Source organism: Methylobacter marinus A45, from assembly GCF_000383855.1.
Classification (GTDB): domain Bacteria; phylum Pseudomonadota; class Gammaproteobacteria; order Methylococcales; family Methylomonadaceae; genus Methylobacter; species Methylobacter marinus.
The window spans coordinates 556,632-579,411 of sequence record NZ_KB912877.1 but is presented as its reverse complement, the minus strand read 5'-3'; the positions used below and the strand labels follow the sequence as shown (position 1 = coordinate 579,411).

The window sequence follows — 22,780 nt, the reverse complement described above, 5'->3', positions numbered from 1 at the left end:
CGCGTCTCAGGCGCTGTAATGCGATTCGATGTAACGTTGCACTATTTCCTGAAATTCTTCAGCAATCCGGTCGCCTTTCAGGGTGACTGTCTTTACGCCGTCCTCATAAACAGGCGCTACCGGTGATTCGCCGGTGCCGGGCAGGCTGATGCCGATATTGGCGTTCTTGCTTTCGCCGGGACCGTTGACCACGCAGCCCATGACCGCGACTTCCATGGTTTCAACGCCCGGGTATTGATTGCGCCAGACCGGCATGCTTTCCCGCAGGTAGGTTTGAATTTCCAGCGCCAGCTTCTGAAAATAATCGCTGGTGGTGCGGCCGCAGCCGGGGCAGGAAATGACCAGCGGCGTAAACGAGCGAAAGCCCATCGTCTGCAGGATCTCCTGGGCGACAATGACTTCCTGGGTTCTTGCCGAGCCGGGCTCAGGTGTCAGGGAGATGCGAATGGTATCGCCGATACCCTGCTGCATCAGCACCGATAACGCGGCGGACGAAGAGACGATGCCTTTCGAGCCCATGCCGGCTTCGGTCAGGCCCAGATGCAGGGCGTAATCGCAGCGTTTGGACAGTTCCTGATAGATGCTGATCAATTCCTGCACATTGCTGATTTTACAGGACAGGATGATTTTGTCTTTGCCAAGGCCGAGTTCTTCGGCCTTGGCCGCGCTTTCCAGTGCCGAGATGATGATCGCTTCGCGAGTGATGGCCGGCAATTCTTCCGGATTCGGTTTGTTTCTGTTTTCATCCAGCAAGCGGGTAAGGACCGATTGGTCGAGACTGCCGCCGTTGACGCCGATGCGGACCGGTTTGTTGTAGCGGCAGGCAAACTCGATCATTTGCTGGAATTGCGGGTCGCGGCTTTTTCCGCGGCCGACGTTGCCGGGATTGATGCGGTATTTGCTTAATGCTTCAGCGCAGTCCGGGTACTTTTCCAGTAATTTGTGGCCGTTGAAATGGAAATCCCCGATAAGCGGTACGTCACAGCCTTTCCGGTCCAGTTGATTGCGAATTTCAGCGACGGCTTTAGCCGCTTCTTCTGAATTAACCGTAATGCGGACCAGTTCGGAACCCGCCGTGGCCAGTTCGATAATTTGATTAACGGTAGAGGAAACATCGGCCGTATCGGTATTGGTCATCGATTGAACCACAATAGGCGCGCCGCCGCCGACTTTAACATTGCCGATTAAAACTTGCTTGGTGATTTTTCTAGGGCTAATAGACATATAAAATCTTTATGGAAAAGGTTACGGTTATCTGAAAGAATAACCGTAAATTATACTCTTATACAGGATATTGAGCAGATTAAATCGTGAGGATAAATTATTTTTCTGATATACATTTGGAATTCGGGGCATTACGAGCGCCGGTTAATGATGCCGATATTATCATTGCCGCGGGGGATATCGGAGTTTATACGCAAGGCCTGGAATGGCTGAAATCCTTCAAAAAACCGGTGATTTACATTGCCGGTAATCATGAATTTTATGGTCATGATCATCAGGAAACGCTGCAAATGCTTAAAGAGCAATGCCAGGGCAGCAACGTGCAGTTTCTCGAGAATAACCGGCTTTTATTTCAGGGCGTGCGTTTTTTAGGCTGTACAATGTGGACCGATCTGTTTGTCGAAGGTGAGGAAAAAGCAGGGCTTTTAGGCGAAACGCTCAACGATTTCAGGAAAATCAGGTTTACTGAAAAACCATTTGACAGCACCGTTTTTACGCAATTGCATCAAAAGTCCAGAACCTGGCTGGAGCGCGAATTAGCCAAGCCGTTTTCAGGCAAAACCGTTATCATAACGCATCATGCGCCGTCCCAATGGAGTTGGAATGATTCACCGAATGCCGTGAGAAAACTGGCTTATTGCAATGACTTAAAGCCCTTATTGTATGAATACGAGATTGCCGCCTGGATTCATGGGCACGTTCACAGTACGTCGGATTATCGAATAGCCGACGCCAGAATATTATGTAACCCCAGAGGTTATGCCGGAAAAAAAACGGTGCCGGATTTTGATTTGAACAGGACCGTGGTTATTTAAAACCGCCCGATAGAGTGGGCTGTTATCCGGTCACGCATTGCCAAATACGGCGCGCCAGAAATTTATAGAGAACCTGACATCAATTAGAGAACCACATCGATGATAGTGATGCCTGAAATTATTGGCTATATTGCTGCAACACTGACTACGGCTTCATTTTTGCCGCAGGCCATTTTGACGATAAGAACCAGAGACACGGAGTCGCTGTCTTTGAGCATGTACAGTATCTTTACGTTAGGCGTGCTGTGCTGGCTCATCTACGGCGTTTATATTGCCGACTCGGCTATCATATTCGCTAACGCGATAACGCTGCTGCTGGCCGCCTCGATACTGTCCTTCAAGATCTACAATACGGTCTGCAAGAAAAGTTAAGTCCTTGTTTCTGTTTTGCCAATGCTTGCGGCCGCCCCGGGCCGCGTTCTGTTTGTTGTTGAAATTCAAAACACGGCAGATATCATATAATAGCTTTATTTGCCTTGATTGCTCTGGATGTCCACTCTCGATCTGATTAAACAACTCATCTCCCGATTACCTCAGTGCCTGAGCCAGGACAGGCATGGATTCAAGCGGCAACTGGACCGGTTGCGCAGTGACTGCCAGAAAGGCAAGGACCCGCTTGAACCCGTTAGTGCGCTGAAAAACCGTATTGACAGATCAATAGCCCTGAGCAACAAGCGACTGGCCAGTATTCCGGCGATCAATTTTCCCGATCTGCCGGTCACGGGTAAGAAAGACGATATCGCCGAGTTGATCAAAGCCAATCAGGTTGTGATCGTCTGCGGCGAAACCGGCTCGGGCAAGACCACGCAATTGCCGAAGATCTGCCTGTCGATCGGGCGCGGCGCTTCCGGCTTTATCGGCCACACGCAGCCCCGGCGCATCGCCGCGCGCACCGTCGCCGACCGGATCGCCGAAGAGCTGGGCGAGCCGATCGGCAAATCCGTTGGCTACAAGGTCCGCTTCAACGACAAGAGCCATGCCGAGTCATTGGTCAAACTCATGACCGACGGTATTTTGCTGGCCGAATCGCAAAACGATCCCTACCTGACTCAATACGATACGATCATCATCGACGAAGCGCACGAGCGCAGCCTGAACATCGATTTCCTGTTGGGCTACATGAAATGGCTGCTGCCCAAGCGCCCCGATCTGAAACTGGTCATTACCTCGGCCACGATCGATCCGCAGCGTTTCGCCAACCATTTCAACAATGCGCCGATCATCGAAGTATCGGGGCGTACCTATCCGGTCGAGATTCGCTACCGCCCGATCGAGCAGCGGGAAGAGGATGATGAAACCAGCGACGATCTGCAGCAGGCCATCCTCGATGCCGTCGATGAACTGCAGCGCGATATCCGCGGCGATATCCTGATCTTCCTGAGCGGCGAGCGCGAAATCCGCGAGACGGCCGATTCACTGAAAAAGCATCATCCGACCCAGTATGAAATCCTGCCGCTGTATTCGAAGCTCAGCGTCAGCGAACAGGAGCGCGTGTTCAAGCCCAAAGGCGGCAAGATCCGCATCGTGCTGGCGACCAATGTCGCCGAAACGTCGCTGACCGTGCCGGGTATCCGCTCTGTGATCGACACCGGCCATGCCCGCATCAGCCGTTACAGCCACCGCAGCAAGATCCAGCGCCTGCCGATAGAGAAAGTCTCGCAGGCCAGCGCCAACCAGCGCGCGGGCCGTTGCGGCCGTGTCGCCGAGGGTATCTGTATCCGGCTGTACTCGAAGGACGATTATCTGGCTCGGCCCCTGTTCACTGAGCCGGAAATCATGCGCACAAACCTGTCGTCGGTCATTCTGCAGATGACGTCGCTGAATCTGGGCGATATCGAGAAATTCCCGTTCGTCGAGCCGCCTGAAGACAAAATGATCCGCGACGGCAAGAATGCGCTGCATGAAGTCAACGCGCTCGACAAGCAGGGCAAGCTGACCGAGATCGGCAGGCAACTGGCCAAATTCCCGACCGACCCGAAACTGGCGCGCATGCTGATCGCGGCCGAAAAGCAGCATTGTCTGACCGAAGTGGCCATTATCGTGTCGGCCCTCAGCATTCAGGACCCGCGCGAAAAGCCGGCCGATAAAATGCATCAGGCCGAAGCCAAGCACGCGGCCTTTCGCAAGGAGGATTCGGACTTTCTGACGATCCTGAATATCTGGAATACCTTCGAAGAGCAGAAGAAGCATTTGTCCAATAATAAATTGCGCAAATACTGCACCGAGAACTTCCTGTCCTATATCCGCATGCGCGAATGGTACGACATCCATGCGCAGATCATGCAGGTGATCAAGGGCGAACTGAAAATGAAGCCGAATATGGTCGAAGCCAGCTATGAGGAAATTCATCGCGCGTTATTGCCGGGACTGTTGTCGAATATCGGTTTCCGCCACGAGCAATACGAATATCTGGGCGCCAGAGGTCTCAAGTTCTTCATTTTTCCGGGCTCGGGCCTGCATAAAGCCAGGCCGAAGTGGATCATGGCGGCCGAGCAGGTCGAAACCAGCAAGGTCTACGCGCGCAATGTCGCCAAAATCGAGCCGGAATGGATAGAACAGTGCGCCGAGCATCTGATCAAGCGTAACTATTACGATCCGCACTGGGAAAAGAAAGCCGGGCGCAGCGCCGTCTATGAGCGTACCCTGTTGTTCGGCCTGACCTTGCAGGCCGGCCGCAAAGTGCCGTACGAGCGCGTCGACCCCAAGGCCGCGCGCGAGATCTTTATCCGCTCGGCATTGGTCGACCAGGATTACCATAGCAATGCGCCGTTCTTTGTCGCCAACCAGAAACTGCTCGAAGAGGTCGGTTACATCCAGCATAAAGGCCGCCGCGTCGATCTGATCGAGGATGAAGAATGGCTGTATCAGTTCTACGACAAGAAGCTGCCGCCCGATATCGTCAGCGGCATCGCGCTCGATCAATGGCGTAAAACCGTCGAACGGGAGAATCCGAAAATCCTGTTTCTGACCCGGGAGGACCTGACCCGCGGGCAGGACAATCAGGTCAGCGAGTGGGATTTTCCCGACAGCAAAAAAGTGGGCAACCTGACGATCGCGCTGCAATACCGGTTTGAGCCGGGTCATGACGAAGACGGCGTCACGGCCGTCATTCCCGTGCATCAGCTGAATCAGGTCTCGCAAGCGCCGTTCGACTGGCTGGTGCCGGGCATGCTGGAAGAAAAACTGGTCGCATTGATCAAATCGCTGCCTAAAAACCTGAGAAAACATTTCGTGCCGGTGCCGGAAACCGTCAAGCAGTGCCTGGAAATCGAGCCCGATTTTAAAGGCTCGCTGTATGAGTGGCTGAGTACCCGGCTCAGAAAGCTGACTGGCGAAGCGATACCGCTCAATGCCTGGAATTCGGACATGTTGCCCGAGCACCTGAAAATGAATTTCAGAGTCATCGATGAGGAAGGCAAACTGCTCGACTACGGCCGCGATCTGAAAAAATTGCAAGGCAAGTACACGCAGACGGCCGGCGAAAGCTTCGATCAGCTGGCCGCCGACGAACTGAATTATACCGGCTGCATACAATGGGCATTCGACGATCTGCCCGAGACCTGGCAATTCATGCAGAAAGGGCAGGCATTTGTCGGCTATCCGGCCATTGTCGATGAAGGCGATGCCGTCGGCGTACGCATTTTCGATACCGAGTCAAAAGCCGCGCGCCAGCACCAGGCAGGGCTCATGCGCCTGTTCCAGCTTTATCTGCGCAAGGAGTGCACTTATGTCGTCAAAAACCTGCCCAAGTCCGCGGCTGCGGAGTTAACTTATAACCAGTTGCCCAAGCATCCGATCGTAGAGGCAGAGGCGGCGGCTTCCTATAAAGACGATATGCTCTATCTGATCCTGTACACGGCATTTGTCGAAGGCAGGACGATACGCGCACAGCAGGCTTTCGAGCAAAGCTTAACACAGCACAAGGGCGAGTTGGTTGGAATTGCCAATGAGGCCGGCAAAATCGTTATGGAGATCATGGAGTTGTACGGTGCTGTCAAAGCACAGCTAAAACGCTTCAACGCCAATGATCCGATGGTTCAGGATATCAATGAGCAATTGAGGTTTATGATTTATGCGGGCTTTGTACGTCATACGCCGTTCCAGCAGCTTAAAGCCATGCCCCGCTATCTAAAGGCAATCCTCTATCGCATCGATAAACGCGATAACAGTGCGCAAAAGCTGCAGGAGATCAGCCGCTACTGGACGCGTTACTGGAAAGACGTCGAGAAGAAAGCCAAGAAAGAACCCGTCATTCCGGAGCAGGATAATTACCGCTGGATGCTGGAAGAATTCAGGGTTTCGCTGTTTGCGCAGCAGCTCAAGACGGCTTATCCCGTTTCAGCAAAACGTATGGACAAAGCTTGGGATGAACGAGGGTAAAACCGGCCGATGATGAAAATGGTTTGGACTCAACATTAGTTGCCCACAGGCTGAATCAATGACTTAGAGCTTGCGCTTATCTAGATTTCAACATGTTTGGAATTGGCCTGTAAGTTATTGATAACAATAAAATTAGCGGATTGTTTTATTTTTGTACAATTTAACAAAACTGTAATAAAAACGGTAATTAAGCGACAAATAAAACAATCAATCCACAGAGTTATCCACAGGTTTTGTGAATAACTGGAAAAGCGGTCGACCGGATGTTGACTGACGGAGTTTCGCCCAGGAAAGGCCGCATCCGCCCATCTTACCTGAGACGCTGTAATAAAACCGAATTCACTTTATACAGAGCACCGCTTGATCAGCATCAGCATGGTTTTGAGTCAATATCAGTTGCCCACAGGCTGAATCAATGACTTAGCGCGTGCCTGTCTAGGCGCCAGCATATGGGGAATTGATCTGTAAGTCATTGATAAAAATAAGATTACCGCATTGTTTTATTTTTATACAATTTAACAAAACTGTAATAAAAACGGTAATTAAGCGACAAATAAAACAATCAATCCACAGAGTTATCCACAGGTTTTGTGAATAACTCTGCAGTATGCTCGGTGCGGCTATTTTGTCCGGTTGTTGCTGAAACTGAAGGCTTCCATAGGCCCGAAAGTGTATAATACCCGGCTGCAAAAAGGCATGCCTGCCGCCGGCTTTAAGTCAGCTAAACAACTTCGCGCATTTCGTGGTAACAAAAAATGATGTTCTGCTGTTCAAGATTTTTGTCTGTCTAGCCTCGCTTTACGGCTTTGACATACTTTCTACTTACACCTGATTCTGACAAAACCATCCATGCAACCTGCATTTGTTCATTTAAGGCTCCATACCGAATTTTCCCTGGTTGACGGCATCGTCAAAATCAAGCCATTGGTCAAGCGTCTGGCCGAATTGAACATGCCGGCCGCCGCTGTGACCGAACACACCAATCTGTTCTCGCTGGTCAAATTTTATAAGGCGGCGCTGGGGCAGGGAATCAAACCGATTGCAGGTTCGGACGTACTGATATTCAATCCGGAAGAGCCTGCCACGCCTTACCGGCTGACCTTGCTGGTCAACAATCACGCAGGCTACATCACGTTGACCGAACTCATTTCCAAAGCCTATCAGGAAGGGCAGCACCAGGGCGTGCCGATGCTGAGACAGGAGTGGATAGAAGCCAATCATGCCGGCTTGATTGCCTTGTCGGGAGCCATGAGCGGCGACATCGGCAAGGCCTTGCTGGCGGAAAACAAGGATCTGGCCAGACGCTTGGCCGAGCAGTGGAGAGCGTTGTTCGACCAGTGCTTTTATCTGGAATTGCAGCGCGTCGGCAAGCCCGATGAGGAGCGTTACATCGCCGCGGCCGTCGAGCTGGCTCTGGCCGCCGATCTGCCGGTCGTGGCGACCAATGACGTCAGATTCATACACCCGGAGGATTTCGAGGCACATGAAGTCAGGGTCTGCATCAACCAGGGGCGCGTGCTCGATGATGCCCGCCGGCCTCGGGATTATACCGATCAGCAATACCTGCGCAGCAGTGAGGAAATGCAGGCGCTGTTTGCCGATATTCCCGAGGCGCTGGAAAACACGGTCGAAATCGCCAAGCGCTGCAATTTGCAGCTGACGCTGGGCAAGAACTTTTTGCCCGATTTTCCGGTACCGGCCGGCGTATCGCTGGGCGATCATCTGATCGATTCAGCCAAGAAGGGATTGGAGGAACGCCTGGTGCAATACCCGGCCGTCGGCAAGGGCACGGATGAGGAAAACCGCCAGGTCTATTACGACCGCCTGGACATTGAGCTGAAGGTGATCGTCCAGATGGGGTTCCCTGGCTATTTCATGATCGTTGCCGATTTTATCCAGTGGGCGAAAAACAATCAGATTCCGGTCGGGCCGGGTCGTGGATCGGGGGCCGGCTCATTGGTGGCGTACGCGCTTAAAATCACCGACCTCGATCCCATTGAGTTCGATCTGCTGTTCGAGCGTTTCTTGAATCCGGAACGTATCTCCATGCCCGACTTCGACGTCGATTTCTGCATGGACCGGCGCGATGAGGTGATCGATTACGTGGCGCGTCATTACGGCCGCGATCACGTCGCGCAGATCATTACCTACGGTTCGATGGCGGCCAAGGCGGTTATCCGCGATGTCGGGCGCGTGCTGGGCTTTTCCTACGGCTTCGTCGACCGGTTGGCCAAGCTGATCCCATTCGAGATCGGCATGACGCTGGAAAAGGCGCTGAAAGACAGCCCCGACCTGAAGCAGTTGTACGACACAGAAGAAGAAGTCAAAACGCTGATCGACATGGCGCGCGCCCTGGAAGGAACATCCAGAAACGCGGGCAAGCACGCGGGCGGCGTGGTGATCTCGCCGACCAAGCTGACCGATTTTACGCCGCTGTATTGCGAGCAGGGCGGCGGCAATCTGGTCACGCAGTTTGACAAGGATGACGTGGAAGCGGTTGGTCTGGTTAAGTTCGACTTTCTGGGGTTGCGCACGCTGACGATTATCGACTGGGCGCTGCAGACGATTAATCAGAAGAAACAGCAGGCCGGCGAACCGTTGGTCGATATCACGACCATTCCGAGGGATGATTCGGCATCCTACGAGTTGTTGAAAAATGCCCAGACGACGGCCGTGTTCCAGCTCGAATCCCGAGGTATGAAAGAGCTGATCAAGAAGCTCAAGCCGGACTGTTTCGACGACATTATCGCGCTGGTGGCGCTGTTTAGGCCGGGACCTCTGGAATCGGGCATGGTGGACGATTACATCAACGTCAAGCACGGAGCCAAGGCCGAATACGCGCATCCCTTGCTGATACCGATCCTGAAGCCGACCAACGGCGTTATCCTGTATCAGGAGCAGGTGATGCAGATTGCGCGGGAAATGGCGCAATACACTCTGGGCGGCGCCGATATGCTGCGGCGCGCGATGGGTAAGAAAAAGCCCGAAGAGATGGCCAAGCAGCGCGAAGTGTTCACGCAGGGCGCCGTCGCTAACCAGATCGACGAAAGTATCGCAACCTATATCTTCGATTTGATGGAAAAATTCGCCGGTTACGGTTTCAACAAATCGCACTCGGCCGCCTATGCGCTGGTGGCGTATCAGACGGCCTGGCTGAAAGCGCATTACCCGGCTGCTTTCATGGCGGCGGTATTGTCCTCGGATATGGACAATACCGACAAGGTGGTGGTGCTGATCGAAGAATGCCGGCAGATGAAGCTGACCATCTGTCCGCCTAACATCAACGTGTCCAATTTCCGTTTTACCGTCAACGACAAGGGGCACATCGTCTACGGTATCGGCGCCATCAAGGGCGTCGGCCAGGCGGCCATTGACGATATGCTGAAGGAACGGGACGAAAACGGCCCGTTTACCGGCCTGTATGATCTATGCAAGCGCGTCGATTTAAGAAAAGTCAATCGGCGCGTGCTGGAAGCGCTGATTCGCGCCGGGGCGTTCGATGAGTTCGACGATAACCGGGCCGGCCATCTGGCAGAACTGTCCACGGCTTTAAGAGTGGCCGAGCAGCACGGCAAAATGGCGCAAACGGGTCAGAATGATCTATTCGGTTTGATGGTCAATGCCGAGGATAATGTCGAGGAAACCGAAGCTTATTCCACCACTGTCGAGCCATGGTCCGAAAAGGATCGGCTGGCTGCGGAAAAATTAACCCTGGGTCTGTTCCTGACAGGGCATCCGATTGATCAGTATGAGTCGGAATTGAGGGAGTTCACGCATGGGAAAATAGCCAGTCTGGTTGAGAAAGTCGAACGTTCCGGTTCCCAGCGAGGCATGAGAGGCAAGATGGAGGCGCGTGTCGCCGGGTTGGTCGTGGAAATCAGAACCCGTCAGACCAAGCAGGGGAAAATGATGGGCTTTGCGACGCTTGACGACAGATCCGGCCGGCTCGAAATTGCCGCGTTTAATGATATTTACGAAAAATACCGCGATATTTTTGCGCGCGATACGCTGCTGGTTGCCGAAGGCCCGTTGGCGATTGATGATTATCTGGGAACATTGCGCCTGACAGTAGAAAAACTTTACAGCATGGATCAGGCCAGGGATGCCTTCGCCAGAGGGATTCAGCTAACATGGCAGGCAGAGGAAAATGATGGCGTCTTCATCCGAAGCTTAGGAGAGGTATTGACGCCTTTCAAGGGCGGCGCCTGTCCGGTGCTGATCAATTATAGATCACGTTATGCTCAGTCGACGTTGCGCCTCGGTGACGAATGGCGCGTGCAGGCAACGGATGAACTGCTTTTGCGCCTGAAGCGGTTGCAATGCGCTAGCGCGGTAGAGGTGAAATACAGATAGTATCTGCCGTGGAGCTTCAATGTTTAAGCTCCACGGCAGCGTAATATTGCTGGAATGAATTAAGAGTCGGTTCCGGACTCTTGCGTTACGGGTTTGGCCGGTTTTGCCGCCGGTTCAGCGGCCGGTTTCGGAGTCTCTGAAACCGGTTTAGCGGGATTTTCAGCATTATGCGTTTGAGATTCGGGACGCTCTGCTTTCTCGTTTCTCTCGGCAAAGTCATGATCATAAGGCCGCGACTCGCTTTTGGCTTCTTTAGGCATCTCGTCTGAAGAGGCACTGGCGTCGCCATTGCCATTGGATTCAGGTCGTTTGTAGTTAGGATTGCGCGGCCTTCTGCGATTAGGGCCTCTCCTGCTTCTGCCATTGGATGGCTTTTGCGGTTGCTGTTCCATAACCGGCGTAGTGGCCTCAACGGGCTGGTCTGCGATTTCCGGTTCGGCGACAGACTCACTGTTAACCGGTTCAATTTTTGTCTCAACCGAGGGCGGTGCGGTATCGGGACCGCGCTTGCCGTTTCTGCCTTGTCCAGCGCGCCCATTCCGGGTGGGACGGGGCGCGCGCCTGGCGTCACGGCTTCTACTTGGCTGGGCTTCGTCGGAACCTCTAGTTTTTTCAGGGGCTGCCGTTGAGGTTTCTTTTTTCTCGGGTTCTATGCCTGGACCAATCAGTTTATACCAGAAGCGCTTGATCAGGCTGGCGGACGAATTTTTGTTTTGCATCGGAGCGGGTGAGTCCGGCAGGAATTCTTTAATCGCCGCCCGCTCAACCTTTGGCTTCAATTGTTGGGCAAATTCCGGAATCGTGATTTCTTCTTCTTTTATTTGCTGATAGCTGGGTTTTTCTTCGGGGGCATCTTTTTCCTTGATCCGCTCGATGTCATAAGCCGGTGTTTCCAGGTGTTTGCTGGGCAGAATCACAATGCCGACTTTCAGTCTCGATTCAACTTGCTCAATGGCATGGCGTTTTTCGTTCAGCAGAAATGTGGCGCACTCGATCGGCAGGTGAGCGATGACTTTTTCCGTGCCTTTTTTCATGGCTTCTTCTTCAAGAATACGCAGCACGGACAGCGCTACCGATTCCACATTGCGGATAGTGCCTTGGCCTTTACAGCGGGGGCAGGGCAGTTGCGTGGAATCGCCCAGAGATGGGCGCATTCTCTGCCGGGACATTTCCAACAGGCCAAAGCGCGAGATACGGCTGGTCTGAATCCGCGCACGATCAATTTTCAGCGCATCGCGCAGACGGTTTTCTACTAATCTCTGATTTTTATTCGACATCATGTCGATGAAGTCGATGACGAACAGACCGCCCAGGTCGCGCAATCTGAGCTGGCGGGCAATTTCATCAGCCGCCTCGAGGTTGGTGTTGAGCGCGGTTTCTTCAATATCGCTGCCTTTGGTGGCGCGCGCCGAGTTGATATCGATAGAGGTCAGGGCTTCGGTATGGTCGATTACCAGCGAGCCCCCGGAAGGTAAAGGTACTTCGCGGCCGTAGGCCATTTCGATCTGCGATTCGATCTGATAGCGGCTGAATAAGGGGACAGAGTCCTGATACAGTTTCGCTTTCGGCAAAAAGTGCGGCATGACCTGTTTCAGGAACTTCTGCACCAGCTTGAACGAGGATTCGTTGTCTATCAGGATCTCGTCAATATTGCCGCGCAAATGATCACGCAATGCGCGAATGATGACATTGCTTTCCTGGAATACCAGAAACGGCGCCGTTTGTTCGCCGGAAGTACGTTCTATGGCCTCCCATAACTGCAACAGGTAATTTAGATCCCATTGCAGCTCTTCGGCATTTTTGCCGCACCCGGCCGTACGTACGATCAGGCCCATGCCGTCCGGAATGTCCAGCGCCGCCATGACTTCGCGCAGTTCGCTGCGGGTATCGCCTTCAATGCGGCGCGAAATGCCGCCGGCTTTCGGATTATTGGGCATCAGTACCAGATAGGTGCCGGCCAGACTGATATAGGTTGTCAGGGCGGCGCCTTTATTGCCGCGTTCTTCTTTTTCAATCTGAACCAGAATTTCCTGGCCTTCTTTAATCAAGTCTTTAATGGCTGGGCGGCGACCTTCGGTTTCCGCGCCGTCGCGGGGTTGGCGGTAGGCGGGAGAAATTTCCTTAAAGGGTAAAAAGCCGTGTTTTTCAGCGCCGTAATTAACAAATACTGCTTCGAGGCTGGGTTCTACTCGAGTAATGATACCTTTGTAAATATTGGACTTTTTTTGTTCTTTAGAAGGAACTTCTATGTCAAAATCATAGAGTTTTTGACCGTCTACCAAAGCAACTCGCAGTTCTTCTGCCTGCGTGGCATTGATAAGCATTCTTTTCATTCAATTATCCTTGTGGTTTCCTGCTCCATTATCAGATTTTACTGATCAGACTGGGTTCGGGTCATAGCGCTAAGTAGGTTTGTAAAGTCAAACTAGAGTGATCATTCTGCCAATAACGCGTCAAACTTGTTTTTTTACGGTTTTGTTTTCCGTTATCTGGGCGTTGCTACTGGTATCTTGACCTTCAAGATGTGAAGGCAACGATAATTGGCACGGACAACTACTAAGCAAACAAATATTCTTTTTTTCAGTCTTGCTGTAAATTCTGTCTTAAACAGGAGTTATAAATCGTTCGTCATGGGTCGAACGCTACCCGAAAATCTTATTCGAAGACTCAGCATTGTAAACGGCTGTTTAATCTTCAGTTTGGGTTGCCGGCTTAGTTGCATTTTGAAAAATACGCCTGGCAAAAGTATGTTTTTTATATTAAAACTTGCTTAATATAGCAACCTTATCGTTCTACATCAATTTAAAGAATCAATCATAACGAGATGCTGGTATCATCTATATCATGAATACTGAAGAACAAAGCGCGCCAAAAGTTCAATTTGTCGAAATTACAGAAGAAAATAGCGATCAACGATTGGATAATTTTTTAATTGCCCGCTTGAAAGGAGTGCCTAAAAGCCGCATTTATCGGATTGTTCGTAAAGGTGAAGTCAGGGTCAATAAAGGGCGCGTGGACGTTAAGTATCGCCTGGAAGCTGGCGATATCATCAGGATTCCGCCGGTTCGGGTCGCGGAAAAGGCCGAGGAAATGTTTGTCGGGCAGAATCTGAAGGATGCCTTGCAAAAAAATATCTTGTTTGAAGACGATGCCTTCCTAATCTTGAACAAGCCCTCGGGCTTTGCCGTTCATGGTGGCAGCGGCGTTAATTCGGGGATTATCGAAGGTCTCAGGCAGATCAGGCCGGAGGCTCATTTTCTGGAGTTGGTGCATCGACTGGACAGGGATACTTCCGGCTGCCTGTTGATAGCGAAAAAACGTAGTGCTTTGCGTAAGTTACATGAACTTTTTCGTGATGATAAGGTTCATAAAACCTATGTGGCGTTATTGGCTGGCCAATGGGCCAAAAAACAGGCCGTGGTTACGGCGCCTTTGCAAAAAAATGTCAACAAAGGCGGCGAACGCATGGTAGTCGTCAGTCAGTCCGGCAAGCAGGCCGAAACGGTTTTCAAACGTCTGAAATTATTCCGAAATGCGACATTGGTTGAGGCCTCGCCGAAAACGGGGCGTACTCATCAGATACGGGTTCATGCCGTCTGGTTGGGACATCCTATTGTCGGTGACGAGCGTTATGGCCTGGATGAGGTGAACAAGGCATTTAAAGGCAGGGGCTATAAGCGTCTGTTTCTTCATGCGCAAAAGTTGAAATTCCAGCATCCGGTCAGTGGTGAATTGCTCAAAATTTTTGCTCCTCTGCCGCAAAATCTGGAGGAATTGTTAAGCCATGAAGAACAGGTTTGATTTGATTATATTTGACTGGGATGGCACTTTGGTCGATTCCATTGATTGGATCGTCAATTGTCTGCAAAAGGCCGCGGAGCGTTGTAATTGCACTATTCCGGAACGGCAAGCGGCAAGGGATGTGATTGGCTTAAGCATTAAAAATGCAATACAGACCCTGTTTCCGGGAACCGATGAGCAAACCCGCAATCAATTAATGGCCTGCTACAGTCAGGCGTTTTTCACCAGACAGATCGGCCGCGATGATTTATTTGCAGGCGTTTACGAGATGCTGGTGCAGTTGAAACGGATGGGCTTTCAACTGGCCGTGGCCACCGGAAAAAGCCGCGCCGGGCTGGAGCGGGCTCTGCAGGCGACAGGAACCGAAGATTTGTTCCATATCACACGCTGTGCCGATGAAACGGCTTCAAAACCCGATCCTGCCATGGTGTTGGACATTATCCGGCACATGGAAGCGGCCAATGAACGGACGTTAATGGTGGGCGATTCAATTCACGATATGCAAATGGCGCTCAATGCGCGGATTTCTTCAATTGCCGTATCGTGCGGAGCGCATTCAAAAACCATATTGCAACAATATCAGCCGTTGACATGCTTACGACAGCCGGCGGAATTACTAGCTATTATTGGAGGTTAATAAAGTAATGGAAAATCAACAAGTCAATGAAATTGAAACGGGCGCTAAACAAGAGGCCGGCTGGGAGCGTGAAGTCCTTGAAAAAGTAGCTTTAGCTGCCGTAACGGAACAAACAAGAGCCAGACGCTGGAGTATTTTTTTCAAGTCACTGGTGTTTTTGTATCTGTGCGCCATATTAGTCATGTTCATGTATCCGAACCTCAAACAGGATATGGGCGGTGACGGCAAGGAGCATACGGCCGTGATTGATGTAGTCGGCATCATTGCGGAAGGTAAGGACGTCGATGCCGATAGCATTATCAAAAGTTTAAGAAATGCGGTAAAAGATAAAAATACCAAAGGCATTATTTTGCATGCCAATTCGCCTGGCGGCAGCCCGGTGCAATCATCTTATGTTTACGAAGAAATCAGAAAGATAAAGAAAGATCATCCCGACCTGCCGGTTTATACCGTTGTCAGTGATATTTGCGCCTCGGGTTGCTACTATATCGCCTCCGCAAGCGACAAGATTTTTGTCAATCAGGCCAGCCTGGTGGGTTCCATAGGTGTGCTCATGGATGGCTTCGGGTTTGTTAACGTTATGGAGAAACTGGGCGTCGAGCGCCGACTGTTGACGGCAGGCACGCATAAAGCCATGCTTGATCCGTTTTCGCCGCCCAAGGAAGACGAGACACGCTATATGCAGAGTTTGTTGGATCAGGTTCATCAGCAATTTATCAGCGCGGTTAAAGCCGGTCGCGGCGACCGGTTGAAAGATACGCCTGAACTTTTCTCTGGCCTGGTCTGGACTGGCGAGGAAGGCGTCAGACTGGGCGTCGTCGATGCATTTGGCAGTGATGATTATGTTGCCAAGGAAATTATCGGTGTCGAGCATAAGGTTGATTTTACGCAGCCGGATCGCTTGCTTGACAGGATTGCGGGTAAACTGGGGGCTTCTTTCGGGCAGGCTATTGGCAGTATGGTTCAAGGAATATCATTACAGTAACGGGTTCAGTTCGGATTCAGCATAGTCATTTAAACTTCATTTTCGTTCTATATATTTTCCCGATTGTAAAAGTCCGGGCACGGTTACTTTTAACAATGGTTTAAATAATAACTTAAGCTCTGGATCGCCCATGAGAAATTTGATTAAACTGCTTGTACTGGTCTTGTCGTTTTCCAATATCTGTTATGCGGAAAGCGCTGTCATGCTGGCGCGCGTCAGTCTGGACCAGGCTACCAAACAAATCATTAAAAAGGGCGATAAAAGAGTGCTTGGGGCTCAAACTGAAATAATCAACGGAAGGGAAGTGCATGTGATTAAAGTTTTAACGCCTGACGGACGTATTCAGCATTATCTGATCGACGCCGAAACCGGTCAATTGGTTGGTTGATTGCACGTTAAGTAAAAAGAAGAAAAATATGCGTATTCTTGTTGTCGAAGATGAAGTAACGCTTTGCAAGCAAATCCAAGCGTTCCTGGCGGATAAAGGTTTTGCCGTCGATATCGCCCATTCGGGTAGCGACGGCTTGTACATGGGCAAGGAATATCCGCTTGACGCGGCTGTGATTGATCTTGGGCTTCCCGATTTTTCCGGTATTGAGTTAATTAAGCGTTTGCGTAAAAACCATATCAAGGTCCCCATTCTGATCTTGACGGCCAGAAGCCGATGGCAGGAGAAGGTGGAAGGATTGGAGGCCGGCGCGGATGATTATCTGGTCAAGCCTTTTCATTATGAGGAGTTGCTTGCCAGGGTCAATGCCTTGATCAGACGTTCCGCCGGGCTGGCGCATCCAGTTTTAACCCATGGCAATATCGAGCTGGATACGGTGGCCCAGGAAGTCACCGTATCCGGGGTAAAACTGGAATTGACGGCTTATGAGTACAAGGTGCTGGAATACTTGATGTTCCGTAAAGGCGAAGTCGTCTCGAAATCCGTTCTGACGGCGCATATTTATGATGAAGACTTCGAACGCGACAGCAATGTTATTGAAGTCTTCATTGGCCGCTTGCGAAAAAAACTCGATCCCGACGGCACGTTAAAACCCATTGAGACCCTGCGTGGACGGGGTTATCGCGTGCCGGTTATTTCCTCTTAGATTTCATCTTGCAGCAAAGGCGCCTAATGCGCTGTCGCCTCTTATTTTTTGTTCAAAGGCATTGAGTGCAAACTAGATCTTTAAGCTTTCGATTGCTGGTTTCCGCCGGATTGGTGCTGGCCGCCTTCTTTGCACTGGTGGCTATCGTCCTTGAACAGAGCTTTCGCGAAAGCGCCGAACAGGTATTAAAAGAAAGGTTACAGGTTCAGGTTTATTCACTTTTATCCGCTGCCGATCTTAAAAATTCCGGAGCACTGGTGATGCCGCCGGATTTGCCCGAACCGCGCTTTACCAATCCGGGTTCGGGTCTTTATGGATTTATTCATCAAATAAAAAAGAAAAAGCCCGCGCCGGTTTGGCATTCGGCATCGGCAATCGGCCTGGATCCCGTTGTGCCGCCAGCTGAGTTAAGCGCGGGTGAGTCGGCTTTTTTATTGGATGAACAGGGGCGTTACTACGCGCTTCATTATGATGTGATTTGGGAAAGTCGGGCTCATGTCGAGCGCGAATTTACCTTCACGGTCGCTGAGGATGCCGAGTTTGTCAGCGGCCAGGTGGACCGTTTTAAAGCGGCTTTGAGATTCTGGCTGCTGGCGATAGGATTGGTCCTGATTTTTATCCAGTTTGCCGTATTGCGCTGGAGTTTGAAACCGCTGCGCGTTATCGTCAGGGATCTTGAGGCGATAGAAAAAGGCAAAAAAAACCGCCTGGATGGCCGTTATGCGACTGAATTGCAGGGGCTGGCCGGTAATCTGAATGCTCTGATCAGCAGTGAGCGGGCGCATTTGGAGCGTTATCGCAATACCTTGGCCGATTTGGCGCATAGCTTGAAAACGCCGTTGGCTATACTACGGGGCTGCACTGAATCTTTCAATGATAATAAGGAGACCGTGCAAGAGCAGATTTTCCGCATGAACGAGATTGTCGAATATCAGTTGCAACGGGCTGCCGCGAAAGGCGAGCGTAAAATCACGCGTACAGTGGATGTCGGGGTCATTATTAAAAAAATCATCGCTTCACTAGGCAAGGTTTATATCGATAAAGGCATAACTTTCGATGTTGACGTGCCTGAGCCTTGCCGGATTTATTGCGAAGAGGGCGATCTTTACGAGATAGCGGGCAACCTGATGGATAACGCCTGTAAATGGTGCCGCCAGAAGGTCAGTATCCATGTTTCCCTCAATAATCCGAAAGTCAGTGCCGACTTTTCGGTGCTGCTGCGGGTTGAGGATGACGGCCCCGGCATTCCGCCCGATAAGCTTAAGGACATCCTGAAAAGAGGAGTCCGGGCCGATGAGAACATTCATGGTCACGGCATCGGCATGGCGGTCGTCTATGAATTAACAGGATTGCTGGGCGGCAAGCTGGAAGGAGGTCGGAGCGAAACCTTGGATGGTATGAGTTGGCGGGTTTATTTGCCGTAAGGTTTTAATTCTGAGCTATATGCCTTTGCTCCGGTTCTCCATGCGCCTTAGGAATTCGCTCAGAATCAACACATAGAGTTCGTCCCCGAGGTATTTGTCTTCAATGCCGCTGTCGATATTCGGATTGTCATTAACTTCGATTACGTAGCCCTTGCCGTCTTTTTCCTTGACATCCACGCCATACAAACCGTTGCCTATCGGCTGCGTGGCTTTCAACGCCGCGTCCAATACGGCTTTGGGTACTTCAAAAGTCGGCAAGGTATCAAAATTTCCACTATCGGTCCGACTGCTGCCATGGCGGTAAATCTGCCAGTGGTTTTTGACCATATAGTAACGGCAGGCGTATAAGGCCTTGTTGTTGAATATGCCGATGCGCCAGTCAAAATCCGTATATAAAAACTCCTGGGCCAAAAGCAGCGCCGATTTTTGGAATAATTCATCGACTTTAAGCTCCAGTTCCGGGCGACTATGAACTTTAACAATGCCGCGGGAAAAAGAGCCGTCCGGTATCTTGATGACAACCGGAAAGCCGGCTTCGACTTCCAGTTTATCCAGGTGTCCGGTATTGCCTTTATGCAACAGCCAGGTTCTGGGTGATGGCACGCGATGCGTGCGAAATAAATCGGCAAGATATACTTTGTTTGTACAGCGCAGTATGGAGGTCGGATCATCGATCACCACCAGGCCTTCGGCCTCGGCTTTCTTGGCGAAACGGTAGGTATGGTGATCTATGGCGGTGGTTTCGCGAATAAACAGGCCGTCAAACTCTGACAGACGGATATAATGCTGCTGCGATATCAGTTCCACGTCAATGCCCAGTTGTCTGCCGATTTTGATGAATTTTTTGAGGGCGGCGCGGTTGCTGGGGGGTAATTTTTCCTCCGGGTTGATCAGGATGGCGAGGTCGTAGCGCGCGGCTTTGCGGGCACGTCCTTTGCGCCAGACTTTTTTGCTGAATTGGTCCAGCGCTTCGGCAAAAAACGTTTCCAACTCGTCATTCAGGCCACGGTGCGAGATGGCTTTTAAAGCAGTGATTTCCCATTGCTGTCGAAAGCGCAGCGTGACTTCCAGAATCGGGCAGGGAAAACGTTCAAACAAGAGTCTGGCCAATTCTTGAAAAGCCGGGTCGCGGGTTGTGCCAAAATAACTCAACAAGGTTATTTCGTTCTCTTTGCTGTAGCTTTTAAAAGCACGGGTCAATGTCGGAGACAGGTCTTCAAGCTGTAGCCGGTATAAGGACTTCTTGCCCAGATCGTTCAGGACTTTGACGGAAGGGATTACGTGATGCCCCCTGGCTTCGGCCAGCAGGGAACAGTAATAGCCGTCCGAAAGATAGCGATAGCTGCTGCAGAGGTTGATGACGCGGGTGCGTTGCTGCGTGTCGCTTTGTTCGGTCGCCAGATAGCTTTCAAAGGCCATCACTTGATCACTGGGATAATAAGGTCCCCAGTCGGAAAGATGATCGACAACCAGAATGGTACGCGCCATAGCGAATAAAAGCCTCAAGCAAAATAAATGATAATTTTGGAACCAGACCTATTTTTCTACAAGGTGTTTTTTTGAGCCTGGAAAAATATTTCATATTGGTCTGACTGGCGCTATGCTAGAGAAAAATTATTAGGAAATTATTATGTCTTCTTATCTTCCTGTCGCCGCTCTTGATACAGACGTTTTTCCTGTCAGCTATGCGATTGCCAGGCAACGCTGGCGGATTGAACTGGCTGCATTATCGTGTTCTAAAAAACATACGGCTTATCCCTGTGCCGGGGCCGGACCTGAAGGTGAGGCGTTGTTTACCGATGCGGTCTGGCTTGGTCCGGAAGATGCTTGCAGGGTGCTGGTGCTGATTAGTGGTACACATGGCATTGAAGGCTTTGCCGGGACGGCGGTGGAGATCGATTATTTGCGCTTGCTCGCTGCCGGACATGTTACGCTGCCAGCCAATACTGCCGTGTTAATGATTCATGCCCTGACGCCATGGGGCTATGCCTGGCAGCGCCGCTGTGATGCCGATGGCGTTGATCTTAATCGGAATATGGTCGATTTTTCCAAGCCATTGCCTGAAAATCCCGGCTATGAATCGCTACGTTACGCCTTGTTTTTATCCGATGCCGGAGAAAGACGAGCGGCTTTTGCCGACTGGGAGCATAAGCATGGGCGCGAATCGCTTGAAAGCGCCATCAGTGCCGGACAGTATGTCGATGCGGACGGCCCTTTCTATGGCGGGCGGGCGCCTGCGCATGGCAGGCGGGTCGTTGAGGATCTTATCGATAAATATGGCCTGCGACAGCGCGATCTGGCCGTTATCGACTTGCATACCGGTCTTGGGCCTTATGGCTACGGTGAAATTATTTGCGACCATGAGCCGGATAGTCCCGGAACAAGCGTGGCTTGCCGTTGGTACGGCGATTCCGTGACCTTGCCTGCCTTGGGTACATCCAGTTCCGTGCCCAAACTAGGTTTGCTCGATTATGCCTGGCATGCCGTTATGAACGAAAGAAGTTGTTATATCACCCTGGAATTCGGTACGTTCAAAACCGATCAGCTATTTGAAGTCCTGCTGCTCGATCATCAGCTGTGGGCGCAGTCGGATAACCGGCAGGCCCGGTTAGGGCACGGCAAGCTTATGCGTCATCATTTCTGTCCCAATGATCAGGCCTGGAAAGAAATGGTGCTGTTCCGGGCCAGGCAGGTCATTGCGCAGGCATTGCAGGGTGTATCAGCCTGATGACTATCGATAATATTGTAATCCGTCATGCCGGATTGGATGATCTGGATCAATTGGTAACGCTTGAAAATGCCAGCTTTGAGACCGACAGACTGAGCCGACGCAGTTTCCGGCACTGGATAACCACGGAGCATCGCGCTTTGCTGGTTGCGGAAGTGGCCGGCAAGATCGTGGGTTATATTCTCATTATTTATCATCCCGGTACCCGCCTGGCCCGCATTTATTCGCTTGCCGTGGCGCACCAGCAACGAGGCTCCGGCATTGCCAAGTTGCTCATGGCGGCGGGCGAACAGGAGGCCATCGAGGATGGACGGTTGTACCTGCGTCTCGAGGTCGGCACCGACAATATAGCGGCGATTAATTTATATGAATCGTTGGGCTTCCAGAAATTCGGTGTTTACCATGATTACTATGAAGACCACAAGGATGCTTTGCGTTACCAGAAGCGCATCCGCCGTTATCGGGAAATACTGGAGCATAGGCCTGTGCACTGGATGAGGCAAACAACGCCGTTTACCTGTGGACCGGCCTCGCTGATGATGGCCATGCATGGACTTAACAAATCCTATGCGCCGTCTCAGGAGGAGGAGCTGAATTTATGGCGCGAAGCGACGACTATTTTCATGACTTCCGGTCACGGCGGATGCCATCCGGTTGGCTTGGCGCTGGCGGCGAAGCGCCGGCATTTTGCCGTTGAGGTCTGGATTAATCAGGCAGGGACGTTGTTTATTGACGGTGTGCGCAGTGAGGAAAAAAAACGGGTCGTCGAATTGGTGGATCATTGTTTTAAGCGCGAAGCCGAAGAGCAGGGCGTGAAAATACATTACGCCAATATCACCCAGACCGACCTGATCGATGCCTTTAATGCCGGAGCCATACCGTTGGTACTGATCAGTACCTTCCGCATGGACCGCAAGAAAGCACCGCACTGGGTGGTCATGAGCGGTTTCGATGAAGATTGCCTGTATATGCATGATCCAGACCCGGAAGAAGGGCGCCAAAATGAGCTCGACTGCCAATATATTCCAGTGGCTCGAGAAGATTTTGACCGCATGTCCTGCTTCGGTAAAAACCGTTTGCGTGCAGCCGTCATACTCTGGTCGGCCTAGTTTATTAAAAAAATATTGTCCAGGGCTTGTATTATTGGATGAATTCAAACATAATGTCACCTCTTTAGCCGCTACGGCTGATTGTTTCATGGTAACCGTGTCGGTCCTCTCGCAACGATACGCTGTAAACCCCGCCAGGCCCGGAAGGGAGCAACGGTAGCAGCAGATTCGTGTGCCGGGATGTGGCTGGCATGGTTGCCGCCCAACTCTATAATCATCTTTCGAGCCTG

The 22,780-nt window shown here is 51.3% G+C and carries 15 protein-coding genes and 1 other RNA gene; 13 read left to right on the top strand and 3 right to left on the bottom strand.

The features are described from left to right. Positions 1-6: 6 nt before the first annotated feature. Positions 7-1,224, bottom strand: coding sequence for a flavodoxin-dependent (E)-4-hydroxy-3-methylbut-2-enyl-diphosphate synthase (gene ispG, locus METMA_RS0102505; RefSeq protein WP_020157489.1), 1,218 nt, complete (start codon positions 1,222-1,224; stop codon positions 7-9). Positions 1,225-1,310: 86 nt separating this feature from the next. Between ispG and METMA_RS0102500 the strand changes: the two genes are divergently transcribed. From METMA_RS0102500 to dnaE, 4 genes are all read left to right on the top strand, one after another. Then, the gene (locus tag METMA_RS0102500; protein ID WP_020157488.1) at positions 1,311-2,039 is read left to right on the top strand and encodes a metallophosphoesterase; all 729 of its coding nucleotides are present in this window, start codon (positions 1,311-1,313) and stop codon (positions 2,037-2,039) included. Positions 2,040-2,138: 99 nt separating this feature from the next. Continuing rightward, positions 2,139-2,411 (top strand): SemiSWEET transporter, encoded by a 273-nt coding sequence (locus METMA_RS0102495; protein WP_020157487.1) that lies wholly within the window; start codon positions 2,139-2,141, stop codon positions 2,409-2,411. A 117-nt stretch (positions 2,412-2,528) separates the two neighbouring features. Then, positions 2,529-6,419: an ATP-dependent RNA helicase HrpA gene (gene hrpA / locus METMA_RS0102490; RefSeq protein WP_027146985.1), complete on the top strand. Its 3,891-nt coding sequence runs from the start codon at positions 2,529-2,531 to the stop codon at positions 6,417-6,419. 849 nt (positions 6,420-7,268) lie between these two features. After that, positions 7,269-10,772 carry a DNA polymerase III subunit alpha gene (dnaE, locus tag METMA_RS0102480; RefSeq protein ID WP_020157485.1) on the top strand — a complete coding sequence of 1,168 codons (3,504 nt, stop codon included), beginning with the start codon at positions 7,269-7,271 and terminating at the stop codon, positions 10,770-10,772. A gap of 59 nt (positions 10,773-10,831) precedes the next feature. On the opposite strand, the gene METMA_RS0102475 is transcribed toward dnaE, so the two are convergent. Beyond that, on the bottom strand, positions 10,832-13,105 hold the full coding sequence (locus tag METMA_RS0102475; RefSeq protein ID WP_020157484.1) for an Rne/Rng family ribonuclease: 2,274 nt from the start codon (positions 13,103-13,105) through the stop codon (positions 10,832-10,834). Between the two features lie 511 nt (positions 13,106-13,616). On the opposite strand from METMA_RS0102475, the gene rluC reads away from it, so the two are divergent. The 6 genes from rluC to METMA_RS0102445 all read left to right on the top strand — a co-directional run bounded on the left by rluC (position 13,617) and on the right by METMA_RS0102445 (position 18,713). Further along, a complete protein-coding gene (gene rluC / locus METMA_RS0102470) occupies positions 13,617-14,573 on the top strand; it encodes a 23S rRNA pseudouridine(955/2504/2580) synthase RluC (RefSeq protein ID WP_020157483.1) in 957 nt (318 codons plus the stop codon). After that, positions 14,557-15,210, top strand: a complete 654-nt coding sequence (locus METMA_RS0102465; RefSeq protein ID WP_020157482.1) for an HAD family hydrolase — start codon at positions 14,557-14,559, stop codon at positions 15,208-15,210. Before rluC ends, METMA_RS0102465 begins: the two co-directional genes overlap by 17 nt. Before the next feature lie 7 nt (positions 15,211-15,217). After that, entirely contained in the window at positions 15,218-16,195 is a 978-nt protein-coding gene (gene sppA, locus METMA_RS0102460) for a signal peptide peptidase SppA (protein ID WP_020157481.1), read from the top strand. A 130-nt stretch (positions 16,196-16,325) separates the two neighbouring features. Beyond that, positions 16,326-16,583 (top strand): PepSY domain-containing protein, encoded by a 258-nt coding sequence (locus METMA_RS0102455; protein WP_020157480.1) that lies wholly within the window; start codon positions 16,326-16,328, stop codon positions 16,581-16,583. A gap of 28 nt (positions 16,584-16,611) precedes the next feature. Continuing rightward, the gene (locus METMA_RS0102450; protein ID WP_027146984.1) at positions 16,612-17,289 is read left to right on the top strand and encodes a response regulator transcription factor; all 678 of its coding nucleotides are present in this window, start codon (positions 16,612-16,614) and stop codon (positions 17,287-17,289) included. 65 nt (positions 17,290-17,354) lie between these two features. Then, positions 17,355-18,713, top strand: a complete 1,359-nt coding sequence (locus tag METMA_RS0102445) for an ATP-binding protein (RefSeq protein ID WP_027146983.1) — start codon at positions 17,355-17,357, stop codon at positions 18,711-18,713. Positions 18,714-18,728: 15 nt separating this feature from the next. Here METMA_RS0102445 and METMA_RS0102440 read toward each other — a convergent pair whose 3' ends face one another. Continuing rightward, positions 18,729-20,201, bottom strand: a complete 1,473-nt coding sequence (locus METMA_RS0102440; RefSeq protein WP_020157477.1) for a RimK family alpha-L-glutamate ligase — start codon at positions 20,199-20,201, stop codon at positions 18,729-18,731. Between the two features lie 142 nt (positions 20,202-20,343). Here METMA_RS0102440 and METMA_RS0102435 point away from each other — a divergent pair, with 142 nt between their 5' ends. From METMA_RS0102435 to ffs, 3 genes are all read left to right on the top strand, one after another. Then, on the top strand, positions 20,344-21,441 hold the full coding sequence (locus tag METMA_RS0102435; protein WP_020157476.1) for a DUF2817 domain-containing protein: 1,098 nt from the start codon (positions 20,344-20,346) through the stop codon (positions 21,439-21,441). Then, the gene (locus METMA_RS0102430) at positions 21,441-22,550 is read left to right on the top strand and encodes a GNAT family N-acetyltransferase/peptidase C39 family protein (protein ID WP_020157475.1); all 1,110 of its coding nucleotides are present in this window, start codon (positions 21,441-21,443) and stop codon (positions 22,548-22,550) included. Before METMA_RS0102435 ends, METMA_RS0102430 begins: the two co-directional genes overlap by 1 nt. Before the next feature lie 98 nt (positions 22,551-22,648). Then, positions 22,649-22,745: signal recognition particle sRNA small type (gene ffs / locus METMA_RS26195), an RNA gene on the top strand. Positions 22,746-22,780: the final 35 nt, after the last annotated feature.